13 protein-coding genes are annotated in these 17286 nt (G+C 44.0%); 3 read left to right on the forward strand and 10 right to left on the reverse strand.

All coding sequences use genetic code 11. The annotated features are described in order from the left end of the window. The 3 genes from KKE17_00520 to KKE17_00530 form a co-directional block, all read left to right on the forward strand. A partial coding sequence (locus tag KKE17_00520; GenBank protein MBU1708465.1) for a hypothetical protein occupies positions 1-1545 on the forward strand: 1545 nt, incomplete at its 5' end. A 258-nt stretch (positions 1546-1803) separates the two neighbouring features. After that, entirely contained in the window at positions 1804-3648 is a 1845-nt protein-coding gene (locus tag KKE17_00525) for a hypothetical protein (GenBank protein MBU1708466.1), read from the forward strand. Positions 3649-3690: 42 nt separating this feature from the next. After that, positions 3691-4575, forward strand: a complete 885-nt coding sequence (locus KKE17_00530) for a carboxypeptidase-like regulatory domain-containing protein (protein MBU1708467.1) — start codon at positions 3691-3693, stop codon at positions 4573-4575. Between the two features lie 47 nt (positions 4576-4622). Here the strand turns inward: KKE17_00530 and KKE17_00535 are convergent, their stop codons facing one another. From KKE17_00535 to KKE17_00580, 10 genes are all read right to left on the reverse strand, one after another. Then, positions 4623-5207: a hypothetical protein gene (locus KKE17_00535; GenBank protein MBU1708468.1), complete on the reverse strand. Its 585-nt coding sequence runs from the start codon at positions 5205-5207 to the stop codon at positions 4623-4625. 60 nt (positions 5208-5267) lie between these two features. Then, on the reverse strand, positions 5268-5966 hold the full coding sequence (locus KKE17_00540; protein ID MBU1708469.1) for a carboxypeptidase-like regulatory domain-containing protein: 699 nt from the start codon (positions 5964-5966) through the stop codon (positions 5268-5270). Between the two features lie 62 nt (positions 5967-6028). Next, positions 6029-8446: a right-handed parallel beta-helix repeat-containing protein gene (locus KKE17_00545; protein MBU1708470.1), complete on the reverse strand. Its 2418-nt coding sequence runs from the start codon at positions 8444-8446 to the stop codon at positions 6029-6031. Positions 8447-8594: 148 nt separating this feature from the next. Next, positions 8595-10589, reverse strand: coding sequence for a hypothetical protein (locus KKE17_00550; protein ID MBU1708471.1), 1995 nt, complete (start codon positions 10587-10589; stop codon positions 8595-8597). A 126-nt stretch (positions 10590-10715) separates the two neighbouring features. Then, complete coding sequence (locus KKE17_00555; GenBank protein MBU1708472.1) at positions 10716-11615, reverse strand: phosphate/phosphite/phosphonate ABC transporter substrate-binding protein; 900 nt, start codon at positions 11613-11615, stop codon at positions 10716-10718. Continuing rightward, positions 11615-12100: a tetratricopeptide repeat protein gene (locus KKE17_00560; GenBank protein MBU1708473.1), complete on the reverse strand. Its 486-nt coding sequence runs from the start codon at positions 12098-12100 to the stop codon at positions 11615-11617. The genes KKE17_00555 and KKE17_00560 overlap by 1 nt, the downstream gene beginning before the upstream one ends. A gap of 138 nt (positions 12101-12238) precedes the next feature. Next, positions 12239-13054 (reverse strand): sulfite exporter TauE/SafE family protein, encoded by an 816-nt coding sequence (locus tag KKE17_00565; GenBank protein ID MBU1708474.1) that lies wholly within the window; start codon positions 13052-13054, stop codon positions 12239-12241. 119 nt (positions 13055-13173) lie between these two features. After that, entirely contained in the window at positions 13174-14613 is a 1440-nt protein-coding gene (locus tag KKE17_00570; GenBank protein MBU1708475.1) for an adenylosuccinate lyase family protein, read from the reverse strand. A gap of 3 nt (positions 14614-14616) precedes the next feature. Further along, entirely contained in the window at positions 14617-15993 is a 1377-nt protein-coding gene (gene purB / locus KKE17_00575; GenBank protein MBU1708476.1) for an adenylosuccinate lyase, read from the reverse strand. Between the two features lie 41 nt (positions 15994-16034). Further along, the gene (locus KKE17_00580) at positions 16035-17153 is read right to left on the reverse strand and encodes a hypothetical protein (protein ID MBU1708477.1); all 1119 of its coding nucleotides are present in this window, start codon (positions 17151-17153) and stop codon (positions 16035-16037) included. Positions 17154-17286 lie beyond the last annotated feature (133 nt).

Consider the following 17286-nt stretch of genomic DNA (forward strand, 5'->3'; position numbering starts at 1 on the left):
ATAGCGTCCGGTAAAGCAGATAATACGGTCCTTTGTTCTGCCTGCCATAAGGACATTACAGGTCATGAGTCAGCACATGATATGACAAGATTCCCTGCTGATACTACCATCGCCTGTGTTGACTGCCATGTTGAAAATGTTGTAACCGAGCATGCTGATACAGATTGTTCTACATGCCATGATCCAAACAACCCGAAATATGCAGCAGCAATAGCATCCGGCAGGGATGGAAATATTGTCGAATGTACAGCCTGCCATGTTGGGCTTGATCATACAAATTCAATAACCCATGATACTGATGTACCGCAGAATGGTTGCTTGAATTGCCATTCTGCTAATGTGGTTGTCGAGCATGTTGATAAGCGCGACATAAGCTGTCTGGCTTGCCATAAAACTGCTTACCAGGCGATTATAAATGAAGGTGTTGCCGGAACGCTGATTACCTGTGATCGATGTCACGCTACCCCTGACCACCATAGCAACACCAATGCTACGAACGGAAATTGTAACCACTGTCACGCAGTACCGACCACAAAATCGGAATCACCAGTTCAGGGTGCGTGCCGCGAATGTCATATTAATTCCAATGGATATGTACAGGGTTTGAATCCCACAAGAACTGTACATTCTTATAATACTACTGGATACATTCAGGACTTCGGTGCATGCCTCTCCTGCCATGATGTAACGCCTTACCATGCTAAACCCAATTCATGGCCTGGCTGGTATGAAGAAAATGGTGACGCTCCAGGCAGAGGCACATTTAACATCTTTATGAGTGAATTCAAGCCATCCAGAACCGGTGAAGGTTCCACTATGGAAGGCAGGAGTGGTTATGGCGAGGGCGGTAGGCCGTCCAGAGACCAGGACAGAAACTGGCGAAACTCTTCAATCAGTTTTAACATGACAAGGGTTAATCATAATGGCACAAATTATGATGTGCCTACCTTTGATAATGGCACCCCGGTTCACAATAATGTCGGAGACGGTGGCAGTTATGAACCACCACCGCCAATAAACACAGCTTGTGATGTGGATCCTGCCGGAACCTATGTAGAGGCTGAAGACTATAATGTTGGCGGCAACAACTGGAGTTTGAGAACCGATCTTTCCAGTGCAAATGGCGGAACCTATCTGTATGCAACTTATAACAGCAGTTCCTATTCACCTGGTGGTTCTCCTGCAGAGTATGACCTGAACTTCACTGAAACCGGAACATACAGAATCTGGTTCCGGGGCCGTGATAATGGCAGCAGTGGAGATAACTCCCTCTGGTACGGGGTTGACGGCTCCATGGTAGGCAATGTTCAAACACCCTCTTCAACCAATACCACGTGGGATTGGGCTCGAGACCGGGATGGTAGTGGACCGAGTTACGCTCAGATTCAAATTAATTCAACTGGAACTTATTCAATAACAGTCTGGGCCAAAGAGAATGGTATGAGGTTTGATGGATTCTACATTACCAAAGCCACCGGTTCGATTTCTTCTAGTAATCCTATTCCAAGCGGCGCTAAAGTAATCGATCCTGCAAATTGTAACTGATGAAGAATAGGTGATTAATTCTCAAGAATTTAGTAGATAGCGGATAATGACCACATGAGAAGGATACCTGGCAACAGGTATCCTTCTCTTTTTTGTAGAGAATTGTATTAATACAGCTCTCGTTTTTTTAAGTAAGTTAGGCTAACCATGTTAAGTCGAATACCTTTATTTCTGATACTGTTATTTGCCATCTTTACTTCAAGCGCATTTGCTGACGCTCGCATTGAGGGAAGAATTTTCACTGAGGATGGTCCTTTTGTGGGCGGGATTGTAAACGCCTATAAAGCTTTTGAAGATATTGAAGCAGGGGTGGTTTTTAAATCTTCGAAATCTGCTGACAAAGAAGGATTGTTTTCAATTGAAATGCCTTTGGGCTCTTATTATTTTACAACCTCAGGAAAACATAACGGCAAAGACTATTTTGCTTTTCATGGCAACAATCCCTTTGCAATTTGTGATAAAAATGTCTGGCTGGCTTTAATGGCAAATCCAGTAACTTCTGCACGTTATAGTCCTGGAGAAACATCAATTTCCGGTTTGGTCACCTTTAAAGGAAAGCCTCTTAAGGATGCCTATATTTCTATTTACCTCCCAACGGCCAAAACTTTTAAGGGCCTTGGTCTTAAAACCGAATCGATTAATCAAGACGGCTCGTTTCACATTCCGATATCTGCTGGGAAATATGTACTAGTCGCAAAAAAACTTATCGGAAGTTCAGGTATCCGTCCACCCCAACGTGGGGACCTTTTCGGTTATTTTCCTGCAAATCCCGTAGAAGTCAAAGAAGGGCAAATCGCTCATATAGAAATACCGAGTTATCCAAAGGGCGACCGTACCGCGTTTATTGATATCCCGGAAGTGAAAACAAATGATTTTATCACAGTTGAGGATCTTTCTGCTTCAAGGGGCTCAGGTATTAAGGGTAAGGTTGTTGATGCCGATGGCAAAGCCATTCACAACATCTATGTAATGGCCTATGAAAATACCGCTCCGGTCTTTCAAATGTATCATTTGAGCCATGGAACGCAGTATTCATCTCGCACCGATAAAGACGGTAATTACTTTATCCCCATTGATACATCCGGAGAATATTTTGTTGTTGCAAGGGATACCTTGGGAGACGGGCCGCATCGTGGAGAAGTCTACGGCCTTTATCAGGATAATCCCATGCATAAAGTAATTTTTAACAATGGTGATCTGGTTGAGGATGTGGATATCGTTGCCGGTGGTACCATGGCCCGGGAGATCGATCGCCCGGTTAATGAACCTGTCCGACTAGTGAATATTGCGATCGGATCCGATATTACTATTGATAAAAATACGGTTTGGGCCGGAAATATTCTAGTCAATGGCGTGGTATCCATTAAGCGCGGCGTTACCCTGGAAATAGAACCTGGGGCAACGGTCAAATTTGAACGAATCGACCGGGACAACAATAATATCGGCGATGGAGAAATCATGGTCGAGGGTAGAATAATCGCCCGCGGTTCATCAGAGCGTAAAATTACCTTTACCTCAGCTGAAAAAGAACCCAAGCCTAAAGACTGGTCGTATGTAAACATTATTGCATCCGGCGCACCCAATGTGTTTGAGCATTGCGTTTTTGAATACGGGTACTCAGGCATCCAGAGTCATTATTCAAATGCCACGGTTACGGATTCACTTTTTCATAAAAATAACGAGGGCCTTCATTTTAATACCGTTAACCTTGTCGCAGAACGCAATAGTTTTATTGATAATGGTGTTGGTATTAAGTTTTCCAGACTTGAGGGCAAGGTGCTTTTACGACATAACCTTGTTACCAATAATGGCATCGGTATTCAGTTTGTTCATCAGCATATCAATGCGGTTGATTTTGACAACCTTCACAAGGTTATCGAGCCGCCGGTATTTGAAGAAAACAGTATCTATGCAAACAGTAAATATGATTTTTCCATGGGTGACAGGCAGGCAATTGATCTATCAATGAAGAATAATTGGTGGGGAAGCGATTCTTCCGCAGTTATTTCTGATCATATCTTTGATAAAAATGATGATGACGAGCTGGGCGTGGTTTTGTATGATCCATTTTTGAAAGTACCTCCAGTAGTCGGTGTGCGTTAATTTCCTGACTGTAAACACGATTTATTTTTTTGAAACCCCATAATGAAAACTTTAATCAGCAAATCATTCCCAACCATACTTTTTGTTTTCGTCTATTTTGTTTTGTTTTTTCCTTGTCATGTTGCGGGTTCCTCCTCAGGCAAAGGGACAATTTCCGGTTCCGTAAAAGTTAAACCGGATAAATCAAATGAAATTACCGGGATTGTCGCTTTTTTTAATGTTGAATTGGGTCCTCCTTCAGGCCAGGATAATAATCGTCGCGTCCCAGATCACCTTACTCAACTGGAAAAAGATTCTCGCTTTACGGCAAAACTCATTCCAGGGAAATATTATGTGGGAGTTATTTTGGGAAGATCTCTCAAGAGTATTGGTCCCCCGAAAAAAGGCGAGCACTCATTTACTGCTTTTAATGAGCAAGGCGATCCTCAAATTTTTATTATTGAGGCAGAAACAAATACTGATACAGGCGAACTTTCCGGGAAAATGCCACTGGGCCTGAGGCGAAACTTTGAAATGAAATATTTCACGGTCAAAGGGGTGATCCGTGATGAAAACGGAAAACCTGTTGAGGGCGCAAAGATTATTGCGTTCCGGGAAGGGGATAAGATCAGGAAACCGATAACAACCTTTCAGGGAACGGATAAGGACGGCAAATACGCACTCACCCTTTCACCCGGCAGCAAGTATAACCTGTCGGTTCGTGCGGGTTACGGTGGCGGACAGCCAGTTTCAGGAGAATATATCGGCCGTCTGGGAGATGCGAATATTGCAGCGATAACTGGCAAGGAAGGACAGGTAATCTACGGTATAAACATTACGGTTTATACGATTCCTGAACGAAATCCCGAGCAGAAGATTAATCCGCTCCGCAAGAAAAAGACCCTTCAGAAAAAGATGAGCCCGGAGTTAGACGCCGAGCCCAAATAATCTCTATAATGAAACAAGCAGATCTAACCTGCTCAATACTTGTTTCGTTAAATCAATTTTTTCTTTTTCAAATAATCTTTAGCAACTCCTCGTGGTTTTTTACCGGAATCAATTGCGCTAAGCATCTTGCCGAAGGTTTTGTCCTCCGATACACCCGAGAGCTTATTGATTACCCTTGGAAGAGCAGGGTAGTCGGTTAAGACTTCAGTTGTTATGATCGGCACATAAAAAAGGTCGCCATCTTTGGTGGATGAGGGGGTGATACCAAGAGGATCGAGCATGACCAGATCAAGATTTTTTCTGTAATCTTCTTTTACTGATTTATAAATTTCCGAATTGCTTCCAGTGACTTTTTTGCTGAGAACTTCCATTGCCCGATCAGTATTTTCGATGAGAATGCTGACCTCGCCTTTTTTCACTGCCGCGTACAGTTCCTCCTTGTTATTGAAATAGGAAATAGTCACCGTGGTCCCGGTCCGTTCGTTGATGATCACAGCCATCATTTCAGCAAGCAGTTTCTCCTGGTTGGCATTCATCGTTCCGATGGTAAGTATCCTGCCAACGCAGGCCTGAGTGTTGTTAGTTATAAAGATTGATATTGCCAAGGTCAGATAAATAAATAGGTGTTTCATCAGATATGCCTCCTGGTGAATTGATTTCGATTGGTTATTCTAATGTTGCAAATAATCATTTTACTCTTTTGAGGTAATAATTACATCCTGCAAATGGTTGTCTATATTTAATTCCAGTTGGAATTTGTTCGTGTCGTCCGGTGGAAACTCAGTGTGGTAGCCGACAAAAAACTTACCAGCCGGAACAAAAAGAGTAAATTTCCCCTGATCGTCACACCAGGGAGAGATGTAATCGGGAATTCCCCGTTTGTTGTTGATGTTGTTTGCATACACATAAGATGATTTGAGAGGTTTTCCTTGATGATCAATAACCGTGCCCTGGATTTTAAAAAAACCTTCCCGGGTTTTATGGATTAATTGTGACGATTCCTTGAGATTGACAACCGTAAAATCTTCTGCAAGGGTTTCGTTATTTTCAATTTCAAATGCCAATGGTTCGCCGGAGTGTTTATCGCCCGGTTTGAGGGGGCCGTATTTTTCTCCTTTCCTGACACGAGCCACCGCCCAGTAATTTCCGGGTTTTACGATAACCTGGTACCTTCCCGTAGCATCGGTTTTTGGAGAAATGTAATCGGCAGGTCTTCTGATATCTTTTGAATCATATACAAAGATCTCAGCATATTGAACAGGGTTTCCTGCCACATCAATAACAACGCCGTTAAGGGTGGCGATCTGTGCTTCCTCGGCATGTCCATTATCAAGTGTAACAACCTGACAATACACAATAAATGCAATTATTAATAGAGCATATTTTTTCATAGGAACGCTTGAATAAATCAAGAAATTATAACGAAGGATTCAGCTGAATCAGCAATAATTTCTTATTTGAATATCTCCAATTCCACTGGTTTTGAGAGAACTGGTTCGTAAATGACATAACCGATTCCGGGTTCCCGGTTGGCGTCAAAAAATAAATCTTTAGGGTTCTCTGTTGGTCCCCACCAGTTCTCCCGAGCATCAAGGTCTTCCTTGTTAAATTCTCCGATTCGGACGTTATAGTCATGGTTTAGGAAAATGTTATTGGCTGTAATGCTCAACCCGTTTGCCTTTTCACGGACAAATATGCCTTTTTCATTATCAGTTATCAGATTGTTTTCGATTTTGGCAATACCGAGAAAGGATCGTATGCCGATTATATTGTTTGAAAATTTTGATTGGCTTATTGTCACAGGACCGCTTCTGAATCGCATCCCGCCGTAATTATTCGAAAAGCTGCAGCCATAGATCACAAGATTTGTGAAATGGCAATGAACGGCCCAGCTGCCGTATTCGAAATCACAGAACTGAAATTCGCTGCCATCAGCATACTCCAACCTGATTTCTCCCCAGGCTTCAGGTTTTTTTGGGGAGGAGGCTGATGTGAAAAGGATTCTTTTCTCAGGAGTACCTGTCGCATTTATTATTCCTTGAACAAGAATTTCTGCCTGATCGGCAATTTCGATGGATGCACCCGGCATGATGTGCAAGGTTTTTTTGTCAGGTATAAGGAATGGTCTGGCAATATGAATGCGGCCATACCATGAAAGATCGGATTCCAGCATTTCGAACGGCCAGGAAAATATCGGCGTGGATTGGGCCAGGGGTTCGGTTATTACCCTCCCTTGACTGGGATTATCCTGTTTATCAAAAATAATTGTCTCAACCGGCTGATTATCAAAGGAATTACCAGCAGCGTCGACATCGGTTATTCCTTCATTTTCTATGGCATACAGCTTGTTATTGCTGAAAAAATTGCCTTCAATCTTGCCGAAGAACTCGCGGATGCCAATGCCTCGAATACCATTTTCCGTAAATGAATTATTATTGATTTCAGCGCTTGAATTGTTGATGCTCAACCCGCTGAAATTATTGGAGTGAATATAATTTCCAGTTAGTTCGATATTGTCAACATCACGGAATGAAATCCCGGACTCAATATTGTTAAGCAGCAGATTGTTGTTGATGTCGCCGTATTTGGCATCATGAAGCATCAGGCCGTAACGATTTGATTCCATGGTGTTCAGCGTTACAACCGGAAACCCTTCACGTACTTTTAAACCGTAGGTCATATTATGCTGGAAAAGATTTTTTTCTATACGGATTGAAGCGCGGTAAAAATTAGCGCCAGAGAGATTGTCGATAATCGAATTGCCGGTAAAAACAATTTCCGAATCCCTGGCCTGGATTGCGTTTTTATTGGCAAAGAATATATTGTCGGCAACCTCAACTGCAGATTCCTGAAACTGTATTCCGCGGTAATTGTGTGAAAAAAAAGATTTTTTCACGGAAACATTGGCAAAATGGAAATGCAGGCCCCGGTAGGCGTTTTCAATTCGGCAATGTTCGATGAGATTCTGGGCGCCGTCACTGTTTATGATGTTGATCGCGTCCCAGTCAGCTTGGCTCTTTTCTGTTTCAGCGGAGCGGAAGATAATCGGTTTGTTTTCAGTACCTTTGGCAATAAGAACACCTTGGAGAAGCAGGCCGTTTTCTCCGATATTGTCGTTGTTGGTATCTTTTTTAAAAAATTCAATGATTGTGCCGGGAAGGATGATCAGCCTGTTTTTTGCCGGGAGCCGGATGAGACCGTTGATCTGGATTCTTCCCTGCCAGATTGTGTCTCCCAGAAGGACCATATCCTCATAGCTGCGGCTTATTTCTTTTTCCTGCTGAGGCTCTGGCGGAAGGGAATAAGCAGGCAAGTCTTCAAGTGAAATAATATCTTTTTTGGCGTTTGCCGCGACCAGGGTATTATTGAGTTTAACCTGCGACTTTCGCAAATTCAGTATGCCATAATCATTCTTGCTGATCGTTGAATTTGTGATGCTTGCAACGGTCTCATTGCTCTGGACGATCACCCCGTATTTATTGTTCGTGAGAATGATGTGGTCCGCAGCGAGAGAGCCGCTGAATAGTTGGATTGCCGCGTTCGCATCTTCAATTGTGCCGTGTTTGAGCGTTGCTGATCCTCCGTCAATAATGATGCCGGCCCATTCAGTTGAATATTCAGTTTTGTCCGCCTTGAAAAAAATCGGCGCAGATGGGGTGCCGAGAAATCGAAGTATTCCTCGTACAGTTATTTCGGTAAGCGGTGAAAGGTATTCAGGATCGGTCTTGGTGCTGTCTGATGGTACTACAGTAATAGCTGTGCCGGGTTTTACCGTTAAGGTAATTCCCGCAGGGATCAGGATATCTTCTTCAACGGTTATGTTTCCTTGCCAGACAGTGTTTTCCGTCAAGGTGCGGGCAGAACATTCCATGTGGGAAAAAAGCCCGAAGATTCCCACCAATACAAATGTGTAACAGATTCTCAGTATGGAAAACATTAGTCAAGAAGAGTAACGCATGGAGTTACTGTAATAGTTATCACCGGTAGAATGAACAAAGCATATCATTATCTGCAAGGGCTCATCGTACCCCGACATCCAATACCGATTCTTTAAGAAAGGGCTCAAAAAGCGCTTCCCCCAGGATTTCGTCATCGTGTTTATCATAAATTCGATCGGCAATTACCTGCTCATTGGCCGACCCCCACCAGTTGTTCCGGATGTCAACGTTAATGGACTGCCGATCGCCGATTTTATAATCATAGCCGAGATTGTCATAAATATTATTATTTAACAAGACTGGTGGTTCCAGGTTGAATTGAGGTTCATTGAAATCAACAGTGTTAACATGAGGTCTCATGAATAAGGCTCCCACATCATTTTTGGTTATCAGGTTGTTTCTCAGGAAAACCCGGCCTTCGAGGCGGGCAAAGCGGAATCCTATATCGTTATTAATGAAGGTGCTGTGTTCCATAACCAGATTGGTCCGGTTGAAACGCAGGCCCTCATGGTTGTTGTGGAAAAGACAATCAGATATGCTGGCGTTTGAATAGTGAATCTGCATTCCGGTAAAGGCATTCTGGATGTCACAGTATTCAAAGACGCTGTCCGATGCGGTGGCCAATACCAGAAGATATGCCCAGTCTTTGTTCTGGGGGATCTTTTCTGCTGACTGGAAGTAGATTTTTTCTTCCTTGGTGCCGCGGGCGACGATTCTTCCTTCAACGGTGATTTCGCCGTCGCCGATTCCGTTATTGTCCCGGTCAATTTTTGTAAAACTTACAATGGTACCCGGGGCGATGGTCAGGGTGACTCCTCGTTTAACAAGCAATGTGCCGGTGATTTCGATTTTGCCGCTCATCAGTGTATCCTGGGCAATGGTGTAATCGGTAAGGGCTGCATCTTTGATTTCGAGCTTGTTAGGTGAATCCAGATACCGGAGGGTGGAAAGATATTTTTCGTCCAGTGCGGAGCTAACCGCAATATCTATTCCTTCAACCATTTGCTTTTCTTTGAGATTCACAACATGCATGGCATTGCCGCCGTAAAGTCCGTAGATATCACCGCGATGGGGTCCGCCGCCAAGAGTATTTCTGGCAATTATATAATAGTCACCCGCTTGGTCCACTGGAATGAAATAATTGCCGTCCTTGTCCGTCTCTCCGACATATTCTGAGCCATGACTGATGTTAAACATCATGAAGACCGGAGTGTGGGTGTGATGCGCCATGACGAAAATATTCGGTACAGGTTTTCCCTCAAGGTCAGTAATTTTCCCTCGTATGCCGAATTGCGACTCCGAAGAAAGGTTGTCCATGGTCACATAATTATTTTCTTTGATTTCAGGGACATCCGCAAAAGATTTACGGTCATTTTTTGGGTAACAGGGAATTTCAACGGAAACAGTCTGATCGAATTTTACTTCCAGCGGGTTTTCCGGGTAATAGCAGAAAAGATCCCCGCCGCGCAAAGGGCGGATTCTTTTTTTATCCACCATTTTTTTTGATACCAGCATGAATTTACCAGCAGGAACAGACAGGTTAAAGGTGCCGTCGTTATTAATGGATTCGGTTCTGAAACCAAGTCCCTTAAGCTGCTTGGTGCCAAATCGGTAAAGGGCTACATAGGCATCTTTAATCGGTTCACCCTTATAGGTAACAAGTCCCTTAACGGAAGTCGGGCCGTCGGAGTACACTGGTTTTTTGACCTCATTTGCCATAAGTGTAAGCCAGATGTTTTCCTTCTCTACCTTTACCGGATTACTTCCATGGTAGGCTTTAAAAATTTTGCCGTTATCAAGACCGGTTGCGGTGAAATAATAATTGTCCGGTGGAAGTTCAACCTGATATACGCCATTAGAGTCGGTGGGCTCTGAGACCATAAAAGGGGTTTCTGCTTCTATTTCTTCAAAGGTTTTATAGATAAAAACCTTGGCCGCGGCCATCGGTCCTGATTCAGTAAAAACTCTGCCTTCAATTTTTATGGACGAGGCAAGAGAATTAAAAGGAGTGCCCAGAAAGAATATGCAGAAAAGAACAAGGGCGTAAATGCCTCTGGAGTTTAAAGGAGTTTGCATTCAAAAAACCTCATATTTGGGGATGATTCAGGGTTATGATCGTAGGGTCATCGTAACTTTTCCATAATAGCATATAATATTTCTAGAGCCTAGTTATATAGGAAATAAGGGGGATTGATTAAGATGCTAATAGTTTTGATAAGGAGGCATATTGGTACGTTTTGCCATTTCGCGGACTATATTGAAATCAGCATCAGTAATATCTTCAAAACCGTCGATTAATGCTTTGCTAAGGACCTTGACGGTTTCACCGTCGATTTCCACTGTGTCTTCTGGTCGGATCGCCAATAATTCTTTTTTGAATTTTTTGGCAAAAGACTCGTCAACTTTTTGCGTCGCTGCAAAATTACAGTATGGGATGACCGGTCCTTCAGCAAGTATAATGAAATCTTCAGGATCAATCCTGCCATCCTGGGACATCAGTTCAAAATCATTGAAGGGGAAAGCTCCGGCATCATATTTTTCGTACATAACTCCGTAAATGACTTTCTCGTGCTTGAATGACCCACGCGGTATCGTATAAAAAACCAGGTCTTTTTCCGGATCGATTCCTCCGCTCTGCAAGATATCAATCTGGCTCATAAAGCCGGTAGGGGCGAGCATCGGGCCAAAGAGCATGTTTTTTCCTTTAAGGTCACTGAGGGTTTTTATGCCGCTTTTTTTGAGCACCGCGATGATTCCCTTGGAACGTGCCCCGAGGGATCCTCTTTTTTCAACGGCCAGGATATCCACTCCATTAAAGCGGTGCATCATAATATAGAGCAGTGAATTAGTATGTGTGAAGTCGAGGTTTTCCACTTCATTGGGGAAATTTATCGTGTCAATGGTTACGGCTTCAAAATTTACCCCCATTTTTTTGCTGAGATATTTGGTCAAAGGAAGAAACCGGGCAAGGGTTTCTTTTTCACTGTCACAGATCATGTAGCCGATTTTATAGGTGGGTTTTTCCTGGCTGGTTGGCGCTTGTGGGGTACATGCCGATAAGATTGTCATGGTCAGAAAAACAGTAAGAAGAAACCGAATCATTATTTGTCCTCGTTGTTCTTTTCAGGAAGGCTTGAGAGTTTGAGTTGAACATTCTTAAGGGAAGTCTTGATCATCTCAACAGTATATTTGGAGTTTTTTGCAGGTGATTGATTAGAAAATTTTTGTTTGTAATTATTTAAAGCAGTTTCATAGGCTGTTTCTGCGTCCATGAACCGGCCAATTGCTTCAAGGGATTTGCCCAGGTGATAATGGACCCAGATATCCTTTGGTTTATGGAAAATAGCTTTCTGGTAATATTCTACAGCAGATAAATAATCCTGCTTATTTGCGCTGATGAGTCCCAGTCCGTCATAGGCGTCGGCGTTTTTCGAATCCAGTTCGATTATTTTCGTAAAAGTTTTAATCGCTTCATCAAGTTTATTACGACGATAGAGCACCATGCCGAGTTTGTTGAGTGTCAGGATATCATCGGGCTTGAATTCGAGATAAATTTTATACTCGATTTCCGCCACAGAATCCGGCATGTTCTCCGAGTCAACGTGTGCCCCTAAAGGAACGGCGGAAAGGAGAATCAAGAAAAGAAAGACCTGGGTGAGGTATTTACTGATCTTTATTTTTCGTTGGAATTTTCGATGCATAAAGAAAAAAATTGTCGAAATAGTTTATGTGGCAAGAATACCATGCAGTGAATGAAAAAGCGTAACCGCTCCTAAACAAGTAATAATTGCCGCACTGATAATTCCGACCTTTCGTCCTAGTTCAAGATTAGCGCCGATTTTTTCTGTGAGTTTTCCAGCCTTTGAAAGAAAAACGCCGATTGACATCATGACAATGCCCAGGCCAAGGCTGAAAAAAACGGTTACGGTCAGACCCTGAGCAATACGTCCTGCACCAACAGCAGCAAGAAGGGTTGCTATGCCCGCGGGGCATGGAACCAGTCCTCCGGAAATACCTAGAAGAAGCAGGTTCCATTTACTGGTTTTATCATGCGTGTCGTTTGGATGTGAATGAGCACCATGATCATGCTCGTGACTGTGGTCATGGGTATGGTGGTGATCATCGTGGTTGTGGTTATGGTCGTGATCGTCATGATTGTGAGGGGCAGGGGAATGGTCGTGATGACAATGACTTTTCCCAAACAGATGAAAATGGGAATGCCCGGTGTTGGCGGATATCCTCGATTTCAGCATCCAGAGTCCGACCGTGAGGATAAGCACGGCAGATACAAGCCCGAGCCAGTCATGGAGCTGAGTCTCGGTAAAATTTTTCGAGAGCAGGGTAGCGAGGATACCAAGGAGAATAACACTGAACGTATGGGTGATGGTGACGATAAGACCGAGCAGGATTCCATCAACTGCCCGGCCCCGGGTACCGATCATATATGCAGCGATGACCGATTTTCCGTGTCCCGGTTCAAATGCATGCAGGGCACCAAGAGTTATGGCACCGAGATAGAGCATGATATTTATTTCTTCCATTGAAATGATCCTCTTAGTTAGTACCGATCAAAGAATGGTCTCTCTTAATTTATCAATGCGCTTTGCTTAAAAAATAATGCTCAGCGGCAAAAAAAACCATATTTCTGGTTAGGCCCTAGTTAACCCTGGGCGTTGACACATCTGTTTGTGAGCGGGCAATCCAAAAGTTTATCTTCAAAATTGTTAGCTGAAAGAGTTTTGGCTGCTTGTTCCAGGACATTTTCAACAAGCTGCGAAGATAGTCCTATTTGGCTTTCCGGGTCAAGCAACTTTTTTAATTTGTCTTTGGATATATTATCTACGATATCAGGAAAAGTCGTCAGGACATTTTCTATGGGCTCTTCGCTGTTTCTGGCCATCATGGTCAACTCGTAGAGCTTTTTATGAGCGTTCTGTTTGCCGATTTTTTCTCCGAGAGAAAACATCACTGCTTCGGTGGTTATCGCTGCCGCGGCTTTTGATACATTGTTTCGTATAGTGTTTTCATGGATGATCAGATTTTTAAGGATATTTTTCATTAATGAAAGCGCTCCGGTAAGAAAAAGCGAGCTTTCAGTTATTGACACCCATTCCAACCGAATACTCCGGTAATCACGTTCGTGTTCATTAATCAGCGCGTCAAACCCGAGGCCGGCATTTGCCTTGATGAGTTTTGCCAGAACAACAACCTGCTCGCATAATTCGGGGTTGCGTTTGTGGGGCATGGTTGTGCTGCCGATTTTTCCTGTATGGAAAGGTTCTTCGAGCTCTCCTATTTCATCACGAGCTAATTGGCATATTTCATTGGCAATTTTTGCCAGCGTGCCGGATATTGACGCCATGATTGAGAGGAGTTCTGCAAAACGATCCCTTGCCGTATGCCAGGCAACCAGAGGTGGAGACAGATCAAGCTTTAAGGAAAAAAGATGCAGGAGTTCAATGCCTTTTTTGCCAAAAGCGGACATTGTTCCGACACCACCGAACAGTTGACTGACCAGCAGTCTGCTTTTACAGTCCTGAACCCTTGAACTGTGTCGAAGAATCTCATCAAGCCAGACAGCAAATTTCAGGCCCAGGGTAGTTGGCAAGGCATGCTGACCATGGGTGCGTCCAATCATTACAAGATCTTTATTCTGGTCAGCAAGGCGCATGAGTTCTTGGGTAATGATCGATAGGTCTCTTTCAATTATGTAGACGATGTCCTTAATTTCCAGAACTTGCGCAGTATCCTGGATGTCCTGAGTGGTTGCGCCGTAGTGGATAAATTGCGCCGCCTTATTGGGAGTGATTCTTTGCCATTCATTGAGAAGCGGTATCAGCGAGTGGCCGGTATTGGCTATATCCTGTTGGATTGATTCAATGTTGAACAGGGAAAGAAAAGCGGTTTTCTCAAGCGCTTGCGATGCATCCAGGGGGATGATGTCAAGTTCAGCCTGAGCCTTGGCAAGAACCAATTCCACATCAAGCCAGCGTTGCATTCTCCGGTAATCACAGAAAACCCTGCGGCCTTCTTCTGTTGTGTATCCTGCCCGGTAAAAACGGGAGTCGACAATGTGGCTGTGTGAGGCTTGGCATTGCATGGTTTAGAGTTTCTCCGGGTCGGTTGTTCGACGATTTGTAATGTCTTTAACTGTTTCTTTTACGATTGACTCGGCCAGCCCGGTGTATCTTTCAGGATGTTTTAAATATTCCAGCTCATCGTCATCAAGAAGCGGACTGATTTCATTGTCTGCCGACAATAAAACATGAAGAGTCTGTCCTGTCTCAACTGATTGGGCTATGAGGGTGTGTAATCTTTTCTGGGCATTCATTTTGCCGATACTTTTTGCAAGCTGGAAAAGCAACCATTCTGAAATAATATGTTCTTTTTGAAGGGAAAGATTCTCAAGCATTTTTCCCGGGCGGATAATAAGACCGTTAAGAATTATTTTCAAATAATGAAGCGCGGTTCCTGTGTAAATGGCGATCTGCGGCATGGTCAACCATTCAGACCATAGAGCCCTTGCATCTCTTTCATGTTCGTGGACCATGCCTTCGACCACGATACCGGCAAGAGGCCTGACATGACGGGCCAGAACAGAGATCCGCTGGCACAGTACGGGGTTCCGTTTATGGGGCATTGTGCTACTGCTGGTCGCACCTTTTGGGGCTGGCTCGCTTAACTCATAAATCTCTGATTTTCCAAGTTGGATGATTTCGTTGGCGATTTTTTCCAAAGTGCTGATCAGCAGCGCATGAAAGGCTGCCGCCTCAGCAATATTATCCCGGGAGGTGTGCCAGGAAACAAGGGAGTACCCAAGGCCTAATTTATTCATGGTCAGCCTGGAAACCTCAAAAGCCTGCGGGCCAAGAGCTGCCATATTGCCAACCGCACCGCTCAATTGGCCGATAAATATTCTGTCGGGAAATGTCTTAAGACGTTCAATATGTCTGCGGATCTCGGAAAGCCACACCGTGAATTTATAGCCCAGGGTTGTTGGTTGAGCCTGCTGTCCATGGGTTCTGGCGATAATCGGGGTGCTGCAGTGATCTTTTGAAAGGTTCAGTAATATTTCTTCAAGTGCACGTAAATCCCGGTAGATGATTGCCAGGGTATCTTTTAGTGCCAGAATTTGAGCTGTGTCAATAATATCCTGCGTTGTTGCGCCGAAATGCACATATTCTCCGTAATTGTCACTGCAGGCGTTGCGCAGCGCTTTCAATAAAGGCATCAGAGAGTTTCGACTGGTAAGATAGTCTTCCTGAATCGATTTCAGGTCCAGATTGTCAAGGGAAGCCTTGCCGGATATTTCAGCCGCTGCTTCTTGTGGGATAATGCCCAGTTCTCCCTGGGCTTGGGCAAGGGCCGCTTCAATCTGCAACCAGCGCTCCAGGCGTTTCTTTTCTTCAAAAACCGCATTAAGTTCCGGGGTGGAATAGAGATTTGCTTGTATGGTGTAATCAAAAGGATGAACAGGCATGAAGTCATTTTACCGGGTTGATTTGTTAATTGCCGTATTAATCAAGGAATGCTATAGGGCCTGGCATCCGGATCATAAATGTTTTCTGCGCACAGACGCAAGGCTGCCTGTGTCGGTGTAATTTTATTGTTGCGGCTTGTCAGAATTACCAGCTGCACCAACCCTTTGATTTTATGATCAATATGGTCAAGTACCTGTTGGGCTGTGGGATGTTCTTCAGGTCCGTACAGGCCTTCCATTGATACAGAACCTCCGGAGCCGGCAATGAAATCCGGAATCACAAGTATTCCTCTTTCCGATAGAAAAGTATCAGCTTCTGCGGAAATTGCAAGATTAGCACCGGGAATTATCGCCCGCACTTGCAGTTTATGTGCATTTTTCAGAGTTACAGCCTGTTCTACTGCGGCAAGTATGAACACATCGCAGGACAGGTTGAAGATACCATCCTTGTCGGATTCCAGTACGTCTAACGATGGAGGCTCTGGAAGGAGAGTGCCTTTGGTTTGAAGAAGTTTTTCTAGGTTCAGACCTTTGTTGTTGATCGACTGTATGCACCTGTTGAGGTCAGAAAAAGCGATAATCTTTCCACCTTTTGCGGAAATCGCTGATGCGGCGGCTTTAGCAATGGTGCCGAATCCCTGTACCGCAATTCTGGCTTCCGGCAAATCCAGGTGAAGAATATCCAGCACAGCAAGAGTTGCCGCAGCCAGGCCATAACCGGCGCGTAAAGTACCTAATGTCCGGTTGTTGATTGGACAGTTGAGTATCTTGGATCTTTCCAGAAAATACGAATGATCCCAGCCCTGAGCCGCAGCTATGGCTATCTTGACCGATGATAGTCCTAATTTATTGGCAATCGTTTCCAGTTCCTGCATTTCAACATTGAGATCCGGACCCATTGAATAATCTGATTTGATGTATGGGCTTATGGCTTTCATGAAGCGATTCAGCGCTGCTGATTTGCCTATGGCGGTAGGATCGTAATCAATGCCGCATTTTGCACCGTCAACTCGGATCTTGTTGACTCGCATTTTAAGGGTCATATTGCGGGCCATCTCAATCAGCTTATCTTTGGTCAAACCGGGTTGAATTCGTAAGCCGCCAGCGCAAATTCGATGATTGAATGTGTCGCGAATCATCCAGCCCTTGAATTTCTCCAAGGGGTCCTCATATTCTATAATCAAGGCTGGATTTTCATGTATATATTCAGGACTATTCACAATAGTGAACCTTCAATGTATTATTTATCGAGTTTCAAAGTACTGGTAATCGGTTTTTCAAGAAATTTCAGAG

It is taken from the genome of Pseudomonadota bacterium, assembly GCA_018823135.1.
GTDB lineage: Bacteria > Desulfobacterota > Desulfobulbia > Desulfobulbales > CALZHT01 > JAHJJF01.